The organism is Halobacillus litoralis (assembly GCF_009856415.1).
GTDB lineage: Bacteria > Bacillota > Bacilli > Bacillales > Halobacillaceae > Halobacillus > Halobacillus litoralis_C.
The window spans coordinates 231,198-252,482 of record NZ_WMEZ01000002.1 but is presented as its reverse complement, the minus strand read 5'-3'; the positions used below and the strand labels follow the sequence as shown (position 1 = coordinate 252,482).

At 43.8% G+C, this 21,285-nt stretch carries 19 protein-coding genes; 14 read left to right on the top strand and 5 right to left on the bottom strand.

What is annotated here, in order from left to right:
• Window positions 1–40 precede the first annotated feature (40 nt).
• From GLV98_RS06920 to GLV98_RS06910, 3 genes are read left to right on the top strand one after another with little or no spacing between them, the layout of a single operon-like run.
• Window positions 41–406 (top strand): hypothetical protein, encoded by a 366-nt coding sequence (locus GLV98_RS06920; RefSeq protein WP_160913439.1) that lies wholly within the window; start codon window positions 41–43, stop codon window positions 404–406.
• The gene (locus GLV98_RS06915) at window positions 385–648 is read left to right on the top strand and encodes a cory-CC-star protein (RefSeq protein WP_089651275.1); all 264 of its coding nucleotides are present in this window, start codon (window positions 385–387) and stop codon (window positions 646–648) included. Before GLV98_RS06920 ends, GLV98_RS06915 begins: the two co-directional genes overlap by 22 nt.
• A 13-nt stretch (window positions 649–661) precedes the next feature.
• Window positions 662–1,609, top strand: a complete 948-nt coding sequence (locus GLV98_RS06910; protein WP_160913437.1) for an ArsA family ATPase — start codon at window positions 662–664, stop codon at window positions 1,607–1,609.
• A gap of 72 nt (window positions 1,610–1,681) precedes the next feature.
• Here the strand turns inward: GLV98_RS06910 and GLV98_RS06905 are convergent, their stop codons facing one another.
• Together GLV98_RS06905 and GLV98_RS06900 are read right to left on the bottom strand one after the other, a co-directional pair.
• Window positions 1,682–3,052 carry an MATE family efflux transporter gene (locus tag GLV98_RS06905; protein WP_160913434.1) on the bottom strand — a complete coding sequence of 457 codons (1,371 nt, stop codon included), beginning with the start codon at window positions 3,050–3,052 and terminating at the stop codon, window positions 1,682–1,684.
• Between the two features lie 17 nt (window positions 3,053–3,069).
• On the bottom strand, window positions 3,070–4,806 hold the full coding sequence (locus GLV98_RS06900) for a glycoside hydrolase family 13 protein (RefSeq protein WP_160913432.1): 1,737 nt from the start codon (window positions 4,804–4,806) through the stop codon (window positions 3,070–3,072).
• Window positions 4,807–5,068: 262 nt separating this feature from the next.
• Between GLV98_RS06900 and GLV98_RS06895 the strand changes: the two genes are divergently transcribed.
• The 9 genes from GLV98_RS06895 (at window position 5,069) to GLV98_RS06855 (ending at window position 15,858) form a co-directional block, all read left to right on the top strand.
• Window positions 5,069–6,370, top strand: coding sequence for an extracellular solute-binding protein (locus tag GLV98_RS06895; RefSeq protein WP_160913430.1), 1,302 nt, complete (start codon window positions 5,069–5,071; stop codon window positions 6,368–6,370).
• 175 nt (window positions 6,371–6,545) lie between these two features.
• A complete protein-coding gene (locus GLV98_RS06890; RefSeq protein WP_160914466.1) occupies window positions 6,546–7,811 on the top strand; it encodes a carbohydrate ABC transporter permease in 1,266 nt (421 codons plus the stop codon).
• Window position 7,812: 1 nt separating this feature from the next.
• Window positions 7,813–8,652: a sugar ABC transporter permease gene (locus GLV98_RS06885; RefSeq protein WP_160913428.1), complete on the top strand. Its 840-nt coding sequence runs from the start codon at window positions 7,813–7,815 to the stop codon at window positions 8,650–8,652.
• Between the two features lie 123 nt (window positions 8,653–8,775).
• A complete protein-coding gene (locus GLV98_RS06880) occupies window positions 8,776–9,813 on the top strand; it encodes a LacI family DNA-binding transcriptional regulator (protein ID WP_160913426.1) in 1,038 nt (345 codons plus the stop codon).
• Window positions 9,814–10,086: 273 nt separating this feature from the next.
• Window positions 10,087–10,785, top strand: a complete 699-nt coding sequence (locus GLV98_RS06875) for an ABC transporter ATP-binding protein (protein WP_160913424.1) — start codon at window positions 10,087–10,089, stop codon at window positions 10,783–10,785.
• A complete protein-coding gene (locus GLV98_RS06870) occupies window positions 10,782–12,152 on the top strand; it encodes an ABC transporter permease (protein WP_160913422.1) in 1,371 nt (456 codons plus the stop codon). The genes GLV98_RS06875 and GLV98_RS06870 overlap by 4 nt, the downstream gene beginning before the upstream one ends.
• 165 nt (window positions 12,153–12,317) lie before the next feature.
• Window positions 12,318–13,340, top strand: a complete 1,023-nt coding sequence (locus GLV98_RS06865) for an SEC-C metal-binding domain-containing protein (RefSeq protein ID WP_160913420.1) — start codon at window positions 12,318–12,320, stop codon at window positions 13,338–13,340.
• Window positions 13,341–13,643: 303 nt separating this feature from the next.
• A complete protein-coding gene (locus GLV98_RS06860; protein ID WP_160913418.1) occupies window positions 13,644–15,314 on the top strand; it encodes a catalase in 1,671 nt (556 codons plus the stop codon).
• A gap of 82 nt (window positions 15,315–15,396) precedes the next feature.
• Window positions 15,397–15,858 (top strand): hypothetical protein, encoded by a 462-nt coding sequence (locus tag GLV98_RS06855; RefSeq protein ID WP_160913416.1) that lies wholly within the window; start codon window positions 15,397–15,399, stop codon window positions 15,856–15,858.
• Between the two features lie 39 nt (window positions 15,859–15,897).
• On the opposite strand, the gene GLV98_RS06850 is transcribed toward GLV98_RS06855, so the two are convergent.
• Both GLV98_RS06850 and GLV98_RS06845 read right to left on the bottom strand, forming a co-directional pair.
• Window positions 15,898–18,657, bottom strand: a complete 2,760-nt coding sequence (locus GLV98_RS06850; RefSeq protein WP_202409948.1) for an alpha-amylase family glycosyl hydrolase — start codon at window positions 18,655–18,657, stop codon at window positions 15,898–15,900.
• Window positions 18,658–18,771: 114 nt separating this feature from the next.
• On the bottom strand, window positions 18,772–19,365 hold the full coding sequence (locus tag GLV98_RS06845; RefSeq protein ID WP_160913414.1) for a YdcF family protein: 594 nt from the start codon (window positions 19,363–19,365) through the stop codon (window positions 18,772–18,774).
• A 193-nt stretch (window positions 19,366–19,558) separates the two neighbouring features.
• On the opposite strand from GLV98_RS06845, the gene GLV98_RS06840 reads away from it, so the two are divergent.
• The gene (locus GLV98_RS06840; RefSeq protein WP_089651290.1) at window positions 19,559–19,768 is read left to right on the top strand and encodes a YkvS family protein; all 210 of its coding nucleotides are present in this window, start codon (window positions 19,559–19,561) and stop codon (window positions 19,766–19,768) included.
• Window positions 19,769–19,932: 164 nt separating this feature from the next.
• A complete protein-coding gene (locus GLV98_RS06835) occupies window positions 19,933–20,193 on the top strand; it encodes a hypothetical protein (protein WP_160913412.1) in 261 nt (86 codons plus the stop codon).
• 40 nt (window positions 20,194–20,233) lie between these two features.
• Here GLV98_RS06835 and GLV98_RS06830 read toward each other — a convergent pair whose 3' ends face one another.
• The gene (locus GLV98_RS06830) at window positions 20,234–21,265 is read right to left on the bottom strand and encodes an LCP family protein (protein ID WP_237417061.1); all 1,032 of its coding nucleotides are present in this window, start codon (window positions 21,263–21,265) and stop codon (window positions 20,234–20,236) included.
• Between the last annotated feature and the right edge of the window lie 20 nt (window positions 21,266–21,285).

Here is a 21,285-nt window from a genome sequence, read left to right as displayed (position 1 = left end):
TTTGTCGGCTTTCTTTTTCCTTGAAAGGAGTATCGACACCATGAAGGAGATCATGATCATTCGCCCTGAGAAAGAAATTGGTATGGGATGCTGTGGAGGAATATGCAGTGATGACGACGGTCTCATTAACATGAAAGAAGAGTTCAAGCACCACGACCAGGACCGGGAAAAACTAGGGGAGTGGTACAGAGGGAATCAAAGCGAAGGGGTGCATGTGGATTATGTAGATCCAAGGAATCTGCTGGCCATTCTCGTTTATTTTATCAAGCACGTAAAGCGAGGAAATGTATCCGCTGGGAGTGCGTTGCGGTCGATCTTTTTTCGAATGCGTTACAATAGCTTGTTCATTAATGGTAGATGGATAGAAAGTAAGGAGGGAGAGACATGGAGAAAAAGTTTTCGTTAAAGCGGTTATTTGAGTTTTATGATGAAGTGTTAAGCCTCCCTCACAAACAAGAGATTGCCAGGGAACTAAGGGATGAGGATGATCTCTTTTTACTTCTTGTCTATTCAGACATGCTAGGGATACCAAATCCGGCTTTTTATTATACGTTAGAGTTATATCCGCACATCATTGAAAAGTTCCACGATTGGCATTTGCGGATGGGGATGGAAAAGTCTCCACTCGATGGCATTCGTTGTTGCTAGAGGAGGAAGTTGAATGGAAGGTTTGCATAAGAATAAAGTAATATTTGTAGGTGGAAAAGGAGGAGTGGGAAAATCAACATCCTCCGCCGCCCTTGCTGTTGCGTTTGCTAAAGAAGGGCATCGTACGCTTGTCGTATCTACAGATCCTGCCCATAACCTCGGGGATATTTTTCACAAAAAAGTCAATCATGAAAAGACGGAATTATTGGAAAACCTTTGGGGGATTGAAATCGATCCCTTTCATGAATCTAAACGGTATATCGAAGGTGTGAAAGATAACTTGGAAGGCCTTGTGAAATCAAAAATGGTCGAAGAAGTTCACAGGCAGATTGATATGGCGAGTGCATCTCCGGGAGCCGATGAAGCAGCTCTGTTTGATCGGCTCATCTCTATTATTCTTGAAGAATCCGAGCACTTTGACAAGATCGTATTTGATACAGCACCGACAGGACATACGATTCGTTTATTAACATTACCCGAGTTAATGAGTGTTTGGATTGACGGGATGCTTGAACGCAGGAAAAAGATTAATGACAATTATACGCAACTACTGAATGATGGAGACCCTGTCGATGATCCGATTTACGATGTGTTACAGCAAAGGAAAGAGAAGTTTGCTGCAGTAAGGAAAGTGATTCTTGATCCTCGTCTGACTGGTTTTGTTTTTGTCTTGATCCCCGAGCGGCTTCCCATTCTTGAAACAGAACAGGCGATTCGTAAATTAAAACAGCATGACTTGATGGTTCAAACTCTGATTATCAATAAAGTACTGCCAGATTACGCAGATGGTGAATTTCTTGCAAAGAGACGAAAACAGGAAAGAACATACCTTGAGGAAATTAGGGAGAAATTCAAAGAGCAGCAGTTGATTCAAATCCCATTATTTGAAGAAGATGTTTCCGATATGAACAAATTAAAAACCTTCTCCAGCAACCTGAGTGAAGGAGTAAAGGCACGATGATTATCTAAATTTCCAATTTATGTATGACCTGGCACACCAAATATATCCATTAGAATCGAAAAAAGCGCACAGTCAGCTTGTATTCGCTTGACTGTGCGCTTTTTCATTTGGCGTAACAAAAGATTTCTTCAGCCATATTCTCGATTTCCATCTTCGCAGCATAAGGACACCGCGCAGCCATTCATCCACAATGAAGCCGATCCAGATTCCGATCAGACCATAAGCAAAATGGAGACCGAAAATCCACGCGATCGTCACCTGGATTCCCCACATCGATAGAATTCCGACGATGACGGGAAAGCGGACGTCGCCAGCGGCTCTTAGTGAGTTGATGACGACGAGGTTGAAGGCCCGTCCAGGCTCCAGTAGAACTGTCAGCAGTAACAAGGTTCCGCCCGTTGCTATGATGGTCTGGTCATCAGTAAAGAGTCCCAACAAAAAGTCACTGGAAAAATAAAAGACGACCGCAACGGATAGAGAAATGGCAATGGCTAACTGTAAGCTCCGAATGCATTGCCGGTAAGCTTTTTCTGTCTCTTTAGCCCCGATATGATGTCCGATCAATATTTGCGTCCCTTGCCCGATGGCGATCGAGCATAAAAATATGAACATCATCAAGTTTTGAGCATAGACTTTCGTCGTAATTGCGGTCGCTCCCATTTGTGCGACGAAGTAGGTGATGACCATTTGACTGGCATTGTAGGAAAGCTGCTCGCCGGCTGATGGTACACCGATATGAAGCAGGTTTTTAATATGTGCTTTCTCATAGTGATAAAAAGATCGCCAAGGTAGATCACCCGCTACACGCTTAATGAGCAATAATAGGAGAACGAGGAAACCGATCCCTCTCGAAATCGCTGTGACATAAGCGACCCCTTCGACTCCAAAGACGGGCATTCCGAACGGCCCGAAAATGACAAAGTAGTTGCCGATGACGTTCAGGATGTTCATGCCGATCGTGACATACATCGGATCTTTCGTGTGACCATAGCTTCGTAAAAGCGCTCCGATCGTCATAAGCATCGCCTGGACGAAAATAAGTCCGCCGACAATGTTCATGTAGTCGGTGGCGTCTCCCATCAAAGAGGGTGGCAGATCCATCACATTCAGGATCTGTTCGCTGAATACAAAGAGGCCGAAGCTGAGAAGAAGGGAAAACCACAAGTTGACACTGAGTGACGTGACGGTGATGCTCCCTGCCTCTTTCTTTTGTTGGGCCCCAAGGTTTTGGGCAACTAAGATCGCTGCCCCGGTTGCGACGAATCCGAACATGACGATCACGACAGAAAGGATTTGGTTGGAGACCCCGACGGCCGCTACGGCCTCGTCGGAGTACTGACTGAGCATGAGTGTATCGGCATTGCCCATCAACATGTGAAGCAGAACTTCAATGAAGATCGGCCATGTGAGCGCGAACAGCGTCATTTTTTTAGCTTGAGTCATGGAAAGACTCCTCTACATTACTTTTTCTCCAAAATTAAATATCCAGATGGACTTAAGGATGCTTTCTTCCCTTTTACTGTTAAGTTTTGGTCACCGTCCACAATTCTTGATGAGTACGGGTCCTCTATAGAAAGGGAGTCGGGTGAAAGGTTGATCAAGAACAACAGGGTCTGCTCGTCAGACTTTTTCTCATAGGCAAGGACCTCCTCACCGTAATCAACGAATGAAAACCGGCCCTGATTACCAAAGGCGGGCTCTGATTTCCGATGGCCGATCAACTTCTGTATAAAGGAAAACAACTCCTGGTCTTGGTCCTCGTCATCCCATATCATGCATTTTCGGCAGCCAGGGTCTTCCCCGCCTGTCATTCCGATTTCATCTCCGTAATATATGCAAGGAGTTCCTTCGTACGAAAGCTGGAAAAGATACATCAATTTAGCCGCTCTCTTATCTTTATCGGCATAGGTCAGGACTCTAGGTGTATCGTGACTGTCAAGGAGGTTGAACGCCACTTCATTGACCGATACAGGATACATATGCTGAACATGGGACAACTGATTCTTGAATTGATCGAGAGTTATTTTTTTCTTTGCAAAAAAGTCGATGACCGCATTTGTGAAAGGGTAGTTCATGACCGCATCGAATTGATCGCCCTGGAGCCATGGCATCGAGTCATGCCAAATTTCACCAAGGATATAGGCGTCTGCCTTTACTTCTTTGACGGTTTGGCGGAAGTCCCTCCAGAAGGCATGGTCTACTTCATTCGCAACGTCCAGTCGCCATCCGTCGATATCAAACTCTTCAATCCAGTATCGTGCGACTTTCAGTAGGTAATCTTTGACCTCAGGGTTCTCGGTGTTTAGTTTCGGCATGCTGGACACATAAGCGAAAGCATCGTAATTTGGAAGAGGCTCTGTCACGACTTTTTCTTCTCTTAAATGGAACCAGTCGGCATATTTGGAATTGATTCCATTTTTCAATACGTCCTGAAACGGTTCGAAATAATAACCGCTATGATTAAAGACAGCGTCCAACATGACGCGAATCCCGCGTTTATGGCACTCTTTCACGAGCTTGCGGAAAGATTCCTTATCACCGAATTGCGGGTCGATCTCCATGTAGTCGATCGTGTCATATTTATGGTTGGAATGAGCCTTGAAAATGGGCGTGAAGTAAATGCCGTTGATCCCGAGATTTTCTAGATGATCGAGGTGGTTGATGACACCTTGAAAATCCCCTCCAAAAAAGTTCGATGGAGTTGGTTCTGTGCTTCCCCATGGTAAGGTACCTTCAGGATCGAGGGAGGCATCTCCGTTAGCGAACCGTTCAGGGAAAATCTGATACCACACCGTATCTTTCACCCATTCAGGCGGCTGGAAAACGTCGATGCTGTTCAGGAACGGGAAGCAAAAGTGGTAGGCTGTATCGTCTAATGGAATCTCATCATAAAACCCTTTTTCGGTAAAGACGACTTCCTCTTCTCCATCATCCAGTAAAAAGGAGTAGCGCAGTCTGCGGTGCGGGGGCTCTAACGTTGCAAACCAATAGTCGAAAAGTTCGTCGGAACCGGACTTTTCCATCGGCTTCTGTTCTGTCTGCCAATGTCCATCTGCCCAGTTGTATGGATCACCGTGAATCAGTTGGACAGCATCCATATCCTCTTTTTTTGTTCGTAAACGAATGTGTATGGTCTTCTCATCATACGCGTAAGCATAGTTATTCTTCGGCCTGTGGTAGACGGCTTCTTTGAACATGAATCTTCATCCTTTCTGAACAATCGTTTGCACATAAATATGCATTTCTACTAAATAAAACTATAGAAGATAGGGAGGGAAGTCAATGAAAATGTGAAAGCGTTAACGTACTATTATCAATAGTGAAACACAATTTTAATATTTTACAAGAAAACGCTTGCAAATCTATTTTTAGTTTGTATAATTAGAATCAAGATGTGTGCAATCGGTTTCACTAGATTGTGTGGCATATCCATTAGGAATCTATTAGGGGGAGTTAAGTATGAAAAAGTGGTTGAGCTTATTGTTTATCGCTTTTCTTACAGTTGCGATGCTGGCTGCGTGTGCGCCGGATCGTGAAGAGGAAGCGAGTGGAGGAGATTCTGGTAGTGATGATACATCTTCTGAATCCTCAGAGGACGGCATGCCTGAAAAACCTGAAAAGCTTGTCGTTTGGGAAGATAAAGAAAAAGGTGTCGGTCTTGAGCCTGCGATTGCTAGTTTCGAAGAGGAACATGGCATTGAAGTAGAATTCAAAGAGTTGGATATGGCTACGAAAATGGGCGAACAGCTTCGTCTTGATGGACCGGCTGGGACAGGCCCTGATGTTTTGACATTGCCACATGACCAAATCGGTCAGTTCGCAATCGAAGGTCTGCTTTCTCCAATTGAAGTGGACAGCTCTGTGACAGATCTTTATACAGAAGCTTCCATCCAAGCACAAACATACGATGGAAACCTTTATGGACTTCCAAAGTCTACAGAAACACCGGTTTTCATTTATAACAAAGAACATATGACAGAAGTACCTGAAAACTTTGATGAACTATTCGAATTCTCTAAAGAGTTCAATAGTGGTGACCAATACGGTTTCTTAGCTCTATGGGATAACTTCTACTTCGGTAACTCCATCATGGCTGGTTATGGTGGCTATGTTTTCGGTGAAGAAGGTGGAGCTTTGAATCCTCAAGATCTTGGTTTGAGCAACGAAGGCGCTGTTGAAGGTGCCCAGTATATCCAGAAATGGTATGAGGAAGTCTTCCCATCCGGAATCGTTGGCGAAAGCGGCGGATCTGCGAAAGATGGTCTTTTCCAAGAAGGTAACGTTGCTGCTATGATGGACGGCCCATGGGCGTATCAGGCACTAAACGAAGCTGGAATTGACTACGGCGTTGCGCCACTTCCGAAACTTCCGAATGGTGAATACCCACAAACATTCGTTGGTGTGAAAGGCTGGCACTTGTCTGCAGCTTCTGAAAATAAAGAGTGGGCGACAGAGTTGATCAAGTGGATCACGAACGAAGAAAACGCGAAAATCCGTTATGAAGAAACGAATGAAATTCCTCCAGTGAAATCATTGATCGAGGATCCAATCATTGCGGATAACGAAAAAGCACGTGCGGTTGCTGTTCAATCTGAGCGCGCGGTTCCAATGCCGAACATTCCAGAAATGGGAGAAGTTTGGGAGCCGATGGCACAAGCTTTACAAGTTGTAGCGACAGGTAAAGCACAGCCGGAAGATGCGTTGACTGAAGCACAAGAAACGATCAAAACACAAATTGAGTTAAATCACTCAGGTAACTAAGATCGGGCAGAGCCATACCCGTCTGTCGGGTATGGCTTTTCCTTATCAATGAGAAGTCTTAAAAAGTGCTGGATAGTTAGAAAGGAGATTGAACATGGGGGAACGTCAACCGAAGTCCAACTATGAGGGAAGCCATCGTCCATCGAAGAAAAATAAAAAACAAGATCCTCATGGGATGACCAATCACCGTAAGATTGCTTTAGCGCTCTCGATCATTCCTGGTTTTGGACAGTTTTATAATAAACAGTGGCTCAAAGGTTCTGCTTTTTTCATTTTAATGGCCTCTTTTTTTATAGCCTTTTCCGACTTGCTGCAATTCGGATTTTGGGGTCTGATTACGCTTGGAACCGATCCCAATTACGATCATTCCATCGTGTTGCTCGTAGAAGGAATATTGACTTTGATCGTCACCATTTTGGGATTAGGTGTTTATGCGTTTAACTTAAGAGATGCTTTTAAAGTGGGAAAACAAAGAGACCTTAACGAAGCACCAAACTCTATTAGACAACAGTATCAAAACCTGGTAGGTGGGGGCTTCCCTTACTTGATGATGACGCCGGGATTCCTGTTGCTTGTTTTCGTCGTTATTTTTCCGATCTTATTCGTTGTTTTGTTATCATTTACAAACTATGACTTATATCACTCACCACCTGCGAATCTCGTTGACTGGGTCGGTTTCCAAAACTTTGTCGAGATTTTCAATATTCCAATTTGGCGTGATACGTTCTTCAGTGTATTGGCCTGGACGGTGATTTGGACATTTGGAGCGACGACATTACAAATTGCTCTCGGCATTTTCCTTGCCGTTTTGATGAACCAGAAGGGAATCATTTTCCAAAAGACGATCCGTACGATTTTCATTCTGCCATGGGCGGTGCCTGCCTTTGTATCGATTCTTGTGTTTGCAGGGATGTTCAACGAAACGTTCGGTACAATCAACCGCGATATTCTGGCTGTCTTTGGACTAGGTGATATTCCTTGGCTTACAAATCCAACGTATACGAAAATTGCTTTGATCATGATCCAGACGTGGCTAGGCTTCCCGTTCATTTTCGCCATGGTTACAGGGGTGCTGCAGTCGATTCCGAATGAACTGTATGAGGCGGCCGATGTTGACGGCGCTTCCATATTCCAGAAGTTCAGAGGCATTACTCTGCCGCTCGTCCTGTATGCGACAGCACCGATCATGATTACCCAGTACACGTTCAATTTCAACAACTTCAATGTCATCTTCCTCTTCAATGGAGGAGGTCCGGCTGTTCCTAACCAGAATGCGGGTGGAACAGATATCTTGATTTCCTGGATCTACAATTTGACGATGACCTCTGCCCAATACGGAAAGGCGGCAGCGATTACAATGATCCTTTCCTTGATCGTCATTACCGTAGCTTTGTGGCAGTTCAGAAGAACGAAATCATTCCAAGAAGAGGATATGATGTGATATGAAAAATAAACAACGCGCGTTACAGCTGACGTTTTCGTACATTGTAATTTTGGCTATGATCGCGATTATCCTATACCCGATTCTATGGATTGTCGGATCTTCCTTTAACCCGGGGAACAGTTTGTCAGGTTCCTCGATCATTCCGGAGAATGCAACATTGAAACACTATAAAGAATTGTTCGACCCAGCACAAAGCGACTATCTGATCTGGTATTGGAATACAATTAAAATTTGTGTTCTGACGATGCTGCTTTCTGTCGCGCTCGTGTGCATGACCGCCTACTCTTTCTCAAGGTTCCGTTTTGTCGGTCGTAAAAATGGTTTGATGACCTTTTTGATCCTGCAAATGATTCCGAACTTCGCTGCATTGATTGCCATCTATGCATTAGCAAACTTGACAGGATTGCTTGACACCCACCTTGCGTTGATTCTCGTTTACACAGGTGGAGCGATTCCGATGAATACGTACTTGATGAAGGGGTATTTGGACACCATTCCAAAAGAGTTGGATGAATCCGCTCGTATGGACGGTGCAGGGAACATGCGTATTTTCTGGCAGATCGTTATGCCGCTTGCAAAGCCGATGATCGCGGTCATTTGTCTGTTTACTTTTATTACTCCGTTCACAGACTTTATCCTGGCTCGTATCCTGCTGCGTTCGGAAGATAAATTCACGCTTGCGGTTGGGCTTTATGAAATGATTGCCGATCAGTTCGGAAATGAATTCACATTGTTTGCTGCCGGTTCTGTATTGATCGCCGTACCGATTTCTTTGCTGTTCTTGTCCTTGCAAAAATATTTTGTAACTGGATTGACAGCAGGGGGCACGAAGGGATAACCTTGAAGACATATGTTGGAAGGAGAAGCGGAGCAGCCCTCCGGTTCTCCTTTTTTAATAAAAAGAAGATGAAAGCGTCCTCATGATACAATGGACATAGTATGTAAATAGAAGGTGAAAGTTATGGCGGTAACCATTAAAGAAGTGGCCAAAGCGGCGGGAGTAGCTCCTTCAACCGTGTCCCGTGTCATTGCAGACCATCCAAGAATCAGCCCAGCCACGAAAAAGCGAGTAAAAAAAGCCATGAAAGAGATGGGGTATCATCCGAATGCCAATGCAAGGAACCTGGCGAACCGTTCGACGCAATCGCTCGGTGTCGTCATGCCTTCCAGTGCAGACAAAGCGCTCCAAAACCCGTTCTTTCCAGAGGTATTGCGTGGAATCAGTGCAGTCGCTCATGAGCTTGATTACTCGATGCTCTTATGTACAGGAGAAACAGATGAAGAAATGCTTGAGGCCGTCAAGCGCATGGTATTCAGCAATCGGACAGATGGCATCATCCTTCTTTATTCACAGGTGGATGATCCAATCATGGAATTTCTGCTGGAACAGGATTTTCCTTTTGTCATCGTCGGGAAACCAGCAGCACGTGTGGATGAAATTACACACGTGGATAATGATAATATTCGCGCAGGCAAGGAAATTACCAATCATCTGATCGGAATGGGCCATGAGTGTATTGCATTCATCGGTGGTTCCGAGGACCGAATTGTGACCATCGATCGTATGCGGGGGTATGAATTGGCTCTTGAAGAGGCGGGATTGCCGTACTTGGATGAGTACAGGATTCATACAGAATTCCTGAAGTCCGGTGGGCGTCAGGCGGTGCATGAATTATTCGCCCTTCCTAAACCACCAACAGGCATTGTGATCGCCGATGATCTCATGAGTATCGGTGTTGTGAATATGCTTGAGGAATTCGGGAAACGCGTACCTGACGATATCTCAATCGTCAGTTTCAACAATGTGTACTTATCAGAAATTACAAGGCCTCCGTTGACGACCGTCGATATCCATATTCATGGACTCGGCAGCCAGGCAGCCAAGTGTCTGATTGAAAAAGTGAAAAATAAAGAGGAACCATCGAAGCGGATCATAGTTCCCTTCGATATCAAATATCGCTCCTCTACAAAAGCAATCAAACCACAGCTCGAAGGCTAACCTTCCAGCTGTGGTTTTTTTTGGTGTTTTGTTGGAACGTAAAAGGTGTGAGTTAATGTAAAAAAATGTAAGACTTGGTCATCTAAGTTTTGGGTGACCAGGTCTTACATTTTTTTACATGTGACTAAGAGTCACATTATTCATCCAATTAATGATGGACCTAAATTGGGAAATAGAGCCTAAATTTTCTACCGACTATCAAAAAAGATGAAATGTTTTTGGGGCTTCTTTCGTCTTGTATGTAGAAGGTTAACATGAAGGGGGAAATGACCATTGATTAAAGTGGAGAAGTTGTCTCATTCGTTTTTTGTAGGAAAAAAGAATAATAGACAGGAAGTTTCTGTTTTGAAAGATATCAATCTTGAGGTGAAAGAGGGTGAGATTGTATCAATTGTAGGACGGAGTGGTTCCGGAAAATCAACATTATTGAACTTGATGAGCGGTTATATTAAGCCGACGGAAGGTGATATTTTCATAGCTGATGAGAGAGTGACAGACTATAAGGAATCTGCCTGGGCTGAGTTTCGAGCGAATCATTTGGGGTTCATTTTCCAAAGCTTTCAGCTGATTCCCAGTATGACCGCCTACCAGAATATCGAACTTCCACTAGTAATGAAAGGTGTTTCTGAAAAGGAGCGGGAGAAAAGAGTTAATGAAATGCTCGACAAAGTCGGACTTAAAGCATTTCGCGATCACTATCCATCCGAACTATCCGGTGGACAGCAGCAGCGTGTATCCGTAGCTCGGGCCCTCATTGTCCAACCGCCGATCATTTTAGCGGATGAACCTACGGGGAGTTTGGATCAGGAAACAGAGAAGGAGTTGCTGGATTTTATTCAAAAGTTGAACAAAGAAGAGAATATTACTTTTGTCATCATTACTCATGATGAAGAAGTGGCACGTATAGCTGAGCGGACCATCCGTCTTGAGGATGGGCGTTTGGCGGCGGATAGAGAGGTGGCGTTTCGATGAAATGGAAAGACCGATTCCAATTTATCAGACAGAGCATGAAGAAAAATAAATCACGCGTATTTATGACAATTCTTGCTACAGCCATCGGTTGTGCATTTCTCATCGTCCTTGCATCTGTTGGGTTCGGTGCCCAAAAGTTTATCGTTAACGACATTATGCAGGACCGGGCGATCACGGAAGTCACGGTTTATGGAAAACAGTCGATGGAAGAAGGGGAAAGTCCTGAAATTACTAAGGAGGACATCGAAACCTTTGAATCGATGGAAAACGTAAAGGCTGTCTCTCACAAAATTCAGTTGCGGACAGAAACGGATGTTCTTTATGATGACTATTCAGGCGGTTCAACGATTAGTGTTGTAGATTTTCTATCAGAAAAAGAATCAGGGTTGAATCTATCAACGGGGCGTATGCCGCAAGAAGAGAATGAAGTTCTTATCGGGTACCACCTGGATCAACTTTTATATAAAAAGAGTGAGGAAGAATCAGAGGATCAGATTTTTAATCAAAATGGTCTTGTAAAAGAAAAGTACCGGATGGATGAGGGATTATTAAATCAAACGATCGAGATTGAAGTTGAGCAGTACAAGGGTGACGAATGGGAGACCAAAACCTTCCCAGTAGAAGTAGTTGGGGTTATGGAGGAACCTGCGCGAGATTGGCAAATTAGTAACGATGTTTACATTTCGGAATCTGTGTTGACGGATATTGAAGCATTCACAGGAACAGCCTATGGTGCTACCCTTCACCCCGACATGAAAGAAAATGAGATTGAAACCTTACAGTCCGAGGGTCAAGAGAGGGTGTACAGCGATGTCCAAGTGATTGCAGGAAACATGGAACAGGTGGAAAAGCTCTCACAGAACTTGAAAGATGAAGGGTATCAGATCTATTCTGTGACAGAGGAATTAGACCAGGTCAACATTGTATTTGCTGTTATCAAAATAGGATTGGTTATCGTGGGTACGATCGCTTTACTGATTGCGTCGATTGGCATCTACAATACGATGTCCATGGCAGTAACAGAACGGACGCAGGATATTGGCATCATGAAAGCCATTGGTGGCCACCCTAAAATGATTCGCAGCATCTTCTTAATGGAAAGTGGCTATATTGGGTTGATGGGGGCTTTTGTTGGTGTAGTCATCGCCTATCTTGTGAGTGTAGGAATAAACATGCTGCTGCCTTTAATCATTCAGCAAGTGTTCGACCAGACATTAGAAGAAGCCATTCAGTTATCTTATATCCCTCCTTACTTAGCGCTGATTTGTGTGGCACTCAGTATCGGTGTAGCGATGCTCTCTGGACTCAAGCCAGCCAAAAAAGCGACAAGAATAGATGTGCTGAGCGCATTAAGAAGAGATGTATAAGTGCGACTATAATACCCATTTATTGTAAGGCCAGGTCATCCAAATATTGGATGACCTGGTCTGTATATTATTTCCTCCTTCTTTTTTCCTTGATTTTTTGCATGTTGGCTCAATCTTCGGTACTCTAGTAGAGTTGAACGTTTATGAGTTAAGAGAGGGATATGAATGAGTAAGGTAAAAAGAAATGACCCATGTCCATGTGGCAGTGGGAAGAAATATAAGAAATGCTGTATGAATAAGACAGACGAAGGCGTGGGATCCACAAGCCTTCATGAAGAGTTGAAAGGCCATTACAGCCACTTCATGGCCTATGTGAACCGTAACTATCCGAATATTACGCCTAACGAAGAGCGTGTAACGCAAGAGGAAGAAGTGGAAGCCGCTTTCCGTATGGTTCAGGGTGTATTTATGGAGCAGCAAGAAGATGGTACGACGCTTTACGACGAATTCTTTGAAAAGAAACAGGATAAAATCGTCCGTCCAGCCACTTTAGCGTCTATGGAAGCGTGGAAATCACCACTTGCAAGTGTTTTCCATATCCAGGAGGTTCAGTCCGAACAGACCGTCATAGTTGAAGATGTGTGGAGTGGTCTAACGTATGAAGTGAAGCGTGATGGCATTCCATTGAAGGAAGAAAATTATCAGCACATGCCATATGTGATTGGGGTTGTACTGAAGTGGGGACCGATTTTCAACTTCGTACCGCTTGCAATTCCAAACTATGAGGAATCCTACCAAACTTTCAAGCAAATGGTAGAGGAGAAATCCCAGCAATCTGGTTATGAATCTATTCATGCCTACATGCAGACAACACTTATTGAGCAGTTGAGAAGCTGGATGTATATGAATGCTTCTGAAGAATCCTTGGAAGACCAAGAGGTGCAAGAAAAAGAGTCTCCAGCTACAGGGGAAGATGACGTGCTCGATCTTGTTGATGATGAGCTGAAAACAGAACCAACTTTCGAGAGGTTGCGTGAAGCTTGGCTCTCTTATAAACAGGAAGAAGATCCGACGTTCCGTAAACCGGAAGTGGTTTCTGCTGCACTTGAACACATTTATCGTACATCACAAGAGTTCCGCACAGAACCTGAGAAGGTGACGAAAAAAGCCGTAGCGACGAAATATGATGTTAGTCCGAGCAGCATGAGTAAGCGAATCACTCAGCTGAAGGATTATATCGAAGGTTAATCATAAAAGCTTAGAGCACTTTGCTCTAAGCTTTTCTTTTGTGGGAAGTTGTACTAAAAATCACTGTTAAAAGTTCTGAAGTCACTGATCAATTCTAAGAGTCGCTAATAAAACACCAAAACCTGCTAATATATTCCTAAAAGTCGCTAATAAATCTCGAAAGTTGCTAATAAAACCCCAAAAGTCGCTAATATATCCACGAAAGCTGCTAATATCCTTCCACCCTCAAATTCACTTCCTCTATTGGAATAAAAAACCTAAACTCAGCAAAAACTCTTCCTATACAACTGAGGAGGGAAGAGTATGGATAAACATGAACAAGGACCAGGAGGGGCGGAAGATCAGCGCTTTTCTGAAGAGGAGAATGAAAAGACGTTAACGACGAGACAGGGACATCCTGTCCGAACCAATCAAAATCTGCGAACGGTCGGCAATCGTGGTCCGGCGACGCTTGAGAACTATGATTTTATAGAAAAGATCTCCCACTTCGATCGTGAGCGTGTACCTGAACGAGTCGTGCACGCACGTGGTACCGGAGCGCATGGGTACTTTGAGACGTATGGAAAAGTAGGGGATGAACCTGTGGAGAAATATACACGGGCGAAAGTCTTTTCTGGTGTTGGAAAGCAAACCCCTGTCCTCGTTCGTTTTTCGACAGTGACGCATTCGGCTGGTTCTCCGGAAACGTTGCGTGACCCGCGGGGCTTTGCGGTGAAGTTTTATACCGAAGACGGGAACTGGGACTTGGTTGGTAACAACTTGAAGGTTTTCTTCATTCGTGATGCGATGAAGTTCCCGGACCTGATCCACGCTTTCAAGCCGGACCCTGTCACGAACATCCAGGACAGTGAGCGGATATTTGATTTCATCAGCCAGACGCCTGAAGCGATGCATATGGTGACATTCCTTTTCTCGCCGTGGGGAATTCCGGCGAACTACCGTCAAATGCAAGGGTCAGGTGTGAACACGTATCGCTGGGTGAATGAGGAAGGAAAAGCGGTCCTCGTCAAATACCACTGGGAGCCTTTGAAGCATGGGATCAAAAATCTGACCCAAGAAGAGGCGAACGAAATCCAGGGCGAAAACTTCAATCATGCCACACAAGATTTGTACGAAGCGATTGAGAGTGGCGACTATCCAGAGTGGGAGCTTTGTGTTCAAATCATGGAGGATCATGAACATCCAGAACTCGATTTTGATCCTCTCGACGATACAAAACTCTGGCCGGAGGATCAGTTTCCATTTTTAAAGGTAGGAAAAATGGTGCTCAATAAAAATCCGGACAACCACTTCAATGAAATCGAGCAGGCAGCCTTCGGTACAGGGGTACTTGTGGACGGTCTCGACTTTTCCGATGATAAAATGCTTCAAGGGCGTACGTTCTCTTATTCTGATACACAGCGCTACCGTGTGGGGGCAAACTATCAACAGCTGCCGGTAAACGCACCGAAGAAGCATGTTGCGACCAACTATGAAGGTGGAAACATGTCCTACTTCACAGATCGGCCCAAGGATGCCAATCCCCATGTGAACTATGAACCTTCCACTCTAAATGGTTTGGAAGAAGCAACACCGAAATCAAAACCGCATCAGCCATATGCGGAAGGGAAATTGAAGAAAGAGCCGATCGATCGCGAAAATAACTTCAAGCAAGCCGGCGAACGCTACCGACTTTTAAAAGACTGGGAGCGGGATGATTTGATCATGAATCTCGTGACTTCCCTGAAACCATGCCAGCCTCACATTCAGAAGAAAATGATTTCTCTTTTCTCCCAATGTGATGAGGATTATGGAAAACGGGTAGTGGAAGGGCTCGGCATGAACACAGGAAACATGAACGAAGAAATAGCCAGTGAAATCACTCCGACAAAAGGAAAGCTGCCGAAACAGGGAGGCTCTCCGATCGGAAGTGCAGGAGCTGCGGATGCCGTAGAAGAAGCACAAGAAAAAGGACACGATGCAGATCCTTATTGATGTTTAAAGCCTGACTCAAATGAGAGTCAGGCTTTTCTTTTTTTCTTCTCCCCTGCATAAGGTAAGTAGGGGAGGGAATCACATGAAGCGGAGCCGTTCACCAATGATTTTCATCTTTGTTTTAGGCTTGATTGTTATCCTTGCGATCGTCCTCACGATTTTTTTCATGACTCGGCCCGGCCAGCGTGCAGAAAGTGCCATCGAGCAATTTTATTTGCATGAACAACAAGGGAAGTTTTCCGATTCGTGGGAGCTTTTCCACTCCCAAATGAAAGGTAAATTTGGAAAAGGGGCTTACATACAAGATCGTGCGCATGTGTTCATGAATCACTTCGGTGTAGAAAGTTTTGAGTTTGTGATGGGAGATTTAAAGAAACTTGATCAATGGACGATGGAAAAAGGGTCTAAACCTCTATCGCCCGTTTATCAAACGACTGTGATTCAAACGTACAAAGGGAAATACGGTCTTTTCCGGTTGCACCAGGATGTTTATGTGGCAGAGGAAAAAGGGGAATGGAAGATCTTATGGGATTATCATAAATAACAAAAGCTTCCTACTCATAAAAGTAGGAAGCTTTTTCTGTCAGGAGGCTTCATCCAAAGCTTGCATTCGTTCCACCGTCACTTGGTATTCGTTTTGCGGATCGAAGATAAAGATGTACTCGCCATCTGTTTCGGGTGTGAAGCGGAGGTTATCGCCTTCCAGCCACTCGCCGTCACGGACAAATTTATATTCCACCGTTTCTCCTACGGTCAATTCGACCGGCTCGCTTTTCCAAAGGTTATCTTTTTCATCGAAGGTCAGCATGTTGGCATCACTGGACCAGTCGAACGGTGCAGATCCACGCAACACGACTTTGTTGTATTTCTTTTCTTCTGAAGGAGCCTCATAGCGCAATTTCCCTTTGACATCATAAATCGCAACAGAACCAGCTACGCTCGTCATTTCAAGCGTGCCTTTATGACTCTTCAGCTTTTCCTTGTCAAGAAGTGAAGTGAGCTGTACTTTGTTCGGTGTCTGCTGGTTGTAGAGGTCGATGATATCCAGATTACGGTCCTCTTCACCCAGATTCATGACGACAAGTACTTTGTCCTGTGGCACCGTACGTTCAAAGACAAGGACGTCATCATCAGAGTAGATGATATTGAAATCTCCATGTGTCAAGGCAGGCTGGTCATTTCTTGCATCAATCAACGTTTTGTAATGGGAGAGAATCTCCTTGTTCTGCTTTTCTTCCTCCCAAATCATCATCTCACGGTAATAGCGGTCTTTCCACTCGTCCACCTCATTATGGTCACCACTCTGGGACAAGCCAACCTCATCTCCATAGTAGATGATTGGTGCGCCAGGTAACGTAAACTGAAGCGCAGCAGCGTTCTTCAACGTCTCTTCGTTTCCATCAGCTTCGAACAAAAAGCGCGGCATGTCGTGACTATCTAAAAAGGTTGCCGCAACGAATTCATCGCCATAAGTTCCGAAGGTTTCCTCGAGAGACGACGCTAGTGCGTTTACTGAACCATCCTGAATGAAGGCATTCGTAATTGCTGAATGCGTTTCAAAATCGATCGCCCCATCTAATTTCCCTTTGTAGGAAGAGATGGTATCGAGGTTGTCCCAAACTTCTCCGAAGATGAAAGCATCGTCATCGAGTGATTTTACTTTATGACGGAAATCGACCCAGAAGCTTTGGCTTGGGCCTTTGGCATAATCCAAACGGAACCCGTCGACACCGATTTCATTCATCCAGAACGGGACGACTTCATCAAGCATATATTCGCGCGTTTCTGGGTTGTCGTTGTTCAACTCAGGAAGCTCTTGAATGCCATAAAAAGTATCGTATTCATCCGGGTGATTCGTAAATGTGTACCAATCATAGTAAGGACTGTCAGGACCTTTTTCTAAAGCATTCTGGAAAAAGTCGTGTTGATCGGATGTGTGGTTAGGCACGAGATCATAAACGACTTTCATATCCCGTTTGTGTGCTTCATCAACAAGCTCTTTCATGAGTTGATTGCTCCCAAAACGAGGATCGATGTTCATGAAGTCTGTTGGGTGATACCCGTGGGAATACGGCCCCTCGTAAATTGGTGAAATCCAAAGTGTATTCACCCCAAGTTTCTCGATATAATCCATTTTCTCAAGGACACCTTGAAGGTCTCCACCCATCCAGCCTTTTAACTGCTCATCGTAAGGCTGGTCAGGATCAACAGATGTATTGTTCTTTGTACTTCCGTCACGGAAACGGTCGACGAACACCTGATAAATGACCGCTTCTTTCGCCCATTCCGGAGATTCATAGTTGTCTACATAATAGGCGAATTCGGTGGCTTCTTCAGAACTCAACACATTGTTATCAGCAAATTGAGAGCCGTCACTGTTAGAATTCCAGACATCGAGTTTATATTTTACGCGTGTTTCTTTTTTCTGGGAGGGGATAATCCCTTCCATGATCGATGTTTTCAATCCATCGGCATTCTCAGATGTTTCGGTCACTTTCAAAGGAACGGTTTGTCCATTGATCGCTTCTCCGCGTTTTCCATCTGGAGTTGAGCCGTCCGTTGTGTAATAGATGGCCCCTTTGTCGATCGGGCCAAAATGCTGGACTTCGACTTTCACGGTTACATCATCACGGTGATCAGGTACGTATGGGGTATGGTAATAATCATGAGTCACCGATTGGGCGACAGGGACTTTTTTCCACTGGGTGACCGTATCTTCTTTGGTGTCACCAGATGTGGATAAAGTCACTGTACGAGGTTCGGAGCGTTCTTCCTTATAAGATTCCCCGGCAAGACTATAAAAATAAGAAACTTCTTCGCCCGCTTGTCCTACGATTTTAGTTGTGTACGTATGTTCAGAGGTTTTCGTCATAGGTGCGGCTGTGTAATGGAAGTCATTTTTGCTTGAAGCGACTGTAGGAGTCACCCACTCCGGCGTTCCCTCAGGGACGGTGAGCTCAAGCTCTACACTTGCTTCGTAAGTATCAGCGAGGCGGATGTCGACTTTGCGTTCGTTTTCCGGGTGAAAAGCGAAAATGTACTCCGCATCTTGTGGAGCTGTGTATGTCAAGTTTGATCCAGGCATCCAATTTCCATCATAAACAAACTTGAACTCTGTCACTTTTCCACCTTCCAATGGAATGGGACCACTGAGCCATACTCTTTCTTCTTCATTGTAATTTAGTGGGTTGTCATTCGAACTCCAATCTAAGGTTTGAGCGTTCCCACGCAAAACAACATCATTGTACGTTTTGGCATCTGCATAGGCTGATGCAAACGGTTGCGCAAATGACAAAAATAAAAGAGCAATACCGATCAGCCAAATCCAACGTTTTTCTATCAAACGAATCCCATCCTTTCAAAATTATAAGTGAAATCGCTTTCATGATAAAGGAGTCGACATTCATTGTCCATAGGGCAATATAATTAAATGTCTGAAAAGAAAGAAAAGTTCCGTTTACTCTAAGAGTAAACGGAACCAATAGACCCCTATTTTCACATACTCGCCGAACGTCATCCTTTTTTCGTGTTCCGTCATTCCATCAGAAGGATTGAAGAAAGAAGAGGCAAAGGAGTAGTCCAGCTCTATCTGGTTGTCGTAAATATCATCAAATGTCATCTTTGTACGCCGGGAGTGGTAATCACTAGTGACCACAAGAGCGGATTCAAAACCCTCTTCCTCCATAATATCTTTCGAGAGTGTCGCATTTTCATATGTACTGGTGGCAGAAGGTTCTTCGAATATAGCATTTTGAGGAATGCCTTTTTCTAAGGCTTCCTCAGGAGTTGTCCCACTTTCCGTAGAATTCGTCAAAATCATATGACTTGCCGATCCTTCATCGAAAAGCTCAGCACCATGATCGAGACGTTGCTCACTTCCACTCAACACAATGATTGCATCATATTCTTTAGAGGATTCCATAGAATCTTCAGCCATCAAAAACTCTGGACCTAGGAGAAGAGGTGTCATCACCGCTGCGGATAGGAATAAAATAAATAATAGGAAGGATAGAAGAATAATCTTTTTTGTTTTCTTAATATGAGATGCCATAAAAAACCCCCAATTTTTGGATGAATTCATCATCTTGTATATATCTCCAGACAAAATTATTAAACTTACTATTGTTTTACTTGTATAATCTTGTCGAATTTAGTAACATATATTGTAAAAGTTTTGTTTGAATTGTTTGTTAATTTATTGTAAAGTTTATTCAAAATACGAGGAAGAGAAAGGGTAGAGAGATATGATACAACCTGATGATCGCATTGCCACTCCAGGGCAAATTGTAACTTTCGAGAGAAACGACATCATTTTCAAAGGCAAAGTCATTCCGAGTCAATGTCAACAATCCGTTATCGTAGATTTGACGATTATGGACAACTTAGATGAAATCGATTTCGAATATGACCGAACGGTTGTGGCTCATACCAATTATCGTATTATAGAAGAATAGCACAAATACCCTTTCCTATAAATGGAAAGGGTATTATTTTTGGTTAAATATTCCTTTGTAATTAATAATTACTAGTCACATATGCTGTTTCGGACAAACGCATTTATAGATATATTAGTAGAAGGTAAAGAAATTGCGTACGATTGATGAGAGGGTGTAGTCTTTTGCCGCAATTAACCAAACTGTTATTAGAGCAACAAGAATTGACATTAAGTGCCCGTTATAGTGTCCGAATTGATCGAACGATTGTGATTGAACCTTTGAGACGGTTGACAGAAGATACGTTTAGAAATGTACTGAACCAGAAGGAAAGGGTACATAATATTGCCATTATGAACGCAGATAGTGCATCTATAGAAAAGTATGAAGGGCCGTTTCGATTCTGCAGAATGAATGGCATCCTCATTTTTAAACCAATGGCATAAAAAAAGGACTTCCACTACTAATGGAAGTCCTTTTTTTGACTTAATTTATAGAGTCATCGTAGGTTTTGTCTTCAGGTACGGGTAGATCTAATGATTTCTTTAACTCGCGTTTCGTTTCTTCAAGACTCTCTTCATCGGGCACGAAATAAAATAACCCGTCATTGAGACGTTTGTTTTCTCCGTCTATTTCCGAAGTATCCACAGATGTGCGATCGGAAGAGAAGGCTTTTCTTAAACTGAGCATCTCTCCAGGCGTTAGGTTTGTGCTCACGTTCTTGCCTATGACATCTTTCATTTCGCCTACTTTGAATAGCGTTCCTGGAGACAATGCTTCATTAATACCGGCCTTGATAAACTGTCTTTGCCTTTCATCTCTCGTATAGGATACTGCTACATCACGCTTTCTCATCCTTACAAAAGCGAGTGCTTCTTCCCCATCCATTTTCATTGGACCTTCTTCAAATTCAATCTTTTTATAGTAATTTATGCTGCTTCGTTCCCAGAAACCTTCTTTGACATCAACCGTCACTCCACCGAGGAGGTCGACGATTTCAATAAAACCCTCAAAGTTGACGGTAGCATATTTATCAATAGGGATCTCTAACAAATCTTCAACGGTTTCTACAGTCAATTTTTCTGCGCCGTATCCTGTCACTTCACCTAACGTGTAAGCCGCATTGATTTTGTGAGAACCTGCATATTTTTGGCGTACTTTTGAAGCGGGTATATCAACGAGTGTGTCTCTAGGGATACTTGTCATCGTCATTTTATTAGTGTCGGGATCAAGTGTTAATACAATTTGGGTATCTGCGCGTCCGGCTTGTCCGGCTGTGGAATAATCCTCTACGCCCATCAGAAGGATGGAAATTGGATCTTCCTGGGCATCGACCGCTTCTTCCCGCAGATCTGATTTATCTCCTCGGTCCAGACCTTCATAGGCAGCAGTGTACACTTGTGTTACATAGTAAAAGCCTCCACCAGCCATTAAGGTTATTAAAAACAATAGAGCGGCAATCAAACGTATTTTTTTCTTCTTTTTACGTCTGCGCACTCGTATGATTCTTTTTGTCAAAATAGAACACCTCAATTTCT